Below are 2,770 nucleotides of genomic sequence, written 5' to 3'. Positions count from 1 at the left end.
TTGTCCACGGGCCTCAGCTCGACCAACAGTTCGGTTACGTCGCTGTCGACCTCCACGTCGACGGGTCTCTCGTCGGCTAATAGCTCGATCAGCTCGCTCTCCACCTCGACTTCGACCGGCATCAACTCGTTGTCCACGGGCCTGAGCTCGACCAACAGCTCGGTCACGTCGCTGTCGACCTCCACGTCGACTGGCCTCTCGTCCGCCAATAGCTCGATCAGCTCGCTGTCCACCTCGACCTCGACGGGTATCAACTCGTTGTCCACGGGCCTGAGCTCGACCAACAGCTCGGTTACGTCGCTGTCGTCGTCCACGTCGACCGGTCTCTCGTCGGCTAATAGCTCGATCAGCTCGCTCTCCACGTCGACTTCGACCGGCATCAACTCGTTGTCCACGGGCCTGAGCTCGACCAACAGCTCGGTCACGTCGCTGTCGTCGTCCACGTCGACGGGTCTCTCGTCCGCTAATAGCTCGATCAGCTCGCTCTCCACGTCGACCTCGACGGGCATCAACTCGCTGTCCACGGGCCTCAGCACTGTCACGACCAAGACCGACAATCTGGGCAGCAGCACCGCCGCAGCCCTCGGCGGCGGCGCGAGCTACAACCCGGCAACCGGCACGGTTTCCGCTCCGTCGTACACGACGTACAACTCGAACGGCACAACGTCGACCGCCAACAGCGTCGGCTCGGCGATCGACAGCATCAACAACCAGGGCATCAAGTACTTCCACGCAAATTCGACAGCAGCCGACAGCCAGGCGCTCGGCACCGATTCGGTCGCGATCGGCCCGAATGCCATCGCCAACAACGCCGGCGACGTCGCACTCGGCAGCGGCTCCGTCACTGGAGCGCCCAACGCGACGCCGACGGGTACCGTCGGCGGCGTGACCACCACGTTCGCGGGCGGCAATCCGAGCAGCGTGGTGAGCGTCGGCAATGCGAGCACGGGCACCACGCGCCAAATCACCAATGTCGCGGCAGGCCAAATCACGGCGACCAGCACGGACGCGATCAACGGCTCCCAACTCTTCGCGACCAATTCCATCGTGGATTCGCTGTCGACGACGGTGTCGTCATCCAGCAGCGCGATCTCGTCGCTGTCGACCGGCATCACTTCGTTGTCGACGGGGCTCAGCTCGACCGATAGCTCGGTGGCATCGCTCTCGACCTCCACATCGACCGGTCTCTCGTCGGCAACCAGCTCGATTTCGTCGCTCTCGACGTCGACCTCGACCGGCATCAGCTCGTTGTCCACGGGGCTGAGCTCGACCGACAGCTCGGTGGCTTCGCTCTCGACCTCCACGTCGACCGGCCTGTCGTCGGCAACCAGCTCGATCAGCTCGCTCTCCACGTCGACTTCGACCGGCATCAGCTCGTTGTCCACGGGCCTCAGCTCGACCGACAGCTCGGTGGCTTCGCTCTCGACTTCCACGTCGACGGGCCTCTCGTCGGCAACCAGCTCCATCAGCTCGCTGTCCACCTCGACTTCGACCGGCATCAGCTCGTTGTCCACGGGCCTCAGCTCGACCGATAGTTCGGTGGCTTCGCTCTCGACCTCCACGTCGACCGGCCTCTCGTCAGCAACCAGCTCGATCAGCTCGCTGTCCACGTCGACCTCGACCGGTATCAGCTCGTTGTCCACGGGCCTCAGCTCGACCGATAGCTCGGTGGCTTCGCTGTCGACCTCCACGTCGACCGGCCTCTCGTCGGCAACTAGCTCGATCTCGTCGCTCTCGACGTCGACCTCGACCGGCCTGTCGTCGGCAACCAGCTCGATCTCGTCGCTGTCCACGTCGACTTCGACCGGCATCAGCTCGTTGTCCACGGGTCTGAGCTCGACCGACAGCTCGGTGGCTTCGCTGTCGACCTCCACGTCGACCGGCCTGTCGTCGGCAACCAGCTCGATTTCGTCGCTGTCCACGTCGACCTCGACGGGTATCAACTCGCTGTCCACGGGCCTCAGCTCGACCGACAGCTCGGTGGCTTCGCTCTCGACCTCCACGTCGACTGGCCTCTCGTCGGCAACTAGCTCGATCTCGTCGCTCTCGACGTCGACCTCGACCGGCCTGTCGTCGGCAACCAGCTCGATCTCGTCGCTGTCCACGTCGACTTCGACCGGCATTAACTCGTTGTCCACGGGTCTGAGCTCGACCGACAGCTCGGTGGCTTCGCTGTCGACCTCCACGTCGACCGGCCTCTCGTCGGCAACCAGCTCGATCAGCTCGCTGTCCACGTCGACCTCGACGGGCATCAGCTCGCTGTCCACGGGCCTCAGCTCGACCGACAGCTCGGTGGCATCGCTGTCGACCTCCACGTCGACCGGCCTGTCGTCGGCAACCAGCTCGATTTCGTCGCTGTCCACGTCGACCTCGACGGGCATCAGCTCGTTGTCCACGGGTCTGAGCTCGACCGACAGCTCGGTGGCTTCGCTCTCGACCTCCACGTCGACCGGCCTCTCGTCGGCAACCAGCTCGATCAGCTCGCTCTCCACCTCGACTTCGACGGGCATCAGTTCGTTGTCGACCGGCCTGAGCTCGACCGACAGCTCGGTGGCATCGCTGTCGACCTCCACGTCGACGGGTCTCTCGTCGGCAACCAGCTCAATCTCGTCGCTGTCCACCTCGACCTCGACCGGCATCAGCTCGTTGTCCACGGGCCTCAGCTCGACCGATAGCTCGGTGGCTTCGCTGTCGACCTCCACGTCGACCGGTCTCTCGTCGGCAACCAGCTCGATCAGCTCGCTGTCCACGTCGACCTCGACCGGCATCA

The 2,770-nt window shown here is 64.4% G+C and carries 1 pseudogene; it reads left to right on the top strand.

The features are described 5' to 3' along the window. Positions 1-2,770, top strand: a pseudogene (locus tag BTE28158_RS32150) (ESPR-type extended signal peptide-containing protein); the annotation flags it as partial.

The sequence above is a fragment of the Burkholderia diffusa genome (genome assembly GCF_902499115.1).
GTDB lineage: Bacteria > Pseudomonadota > Gammaproteobacteria > Burkholderiales > Burkholderiaceae > Burkholderia > Burkholderia diffusa.
This window is presented reverse-complemented; position numbering and strand designations above follow the sequence as displayed.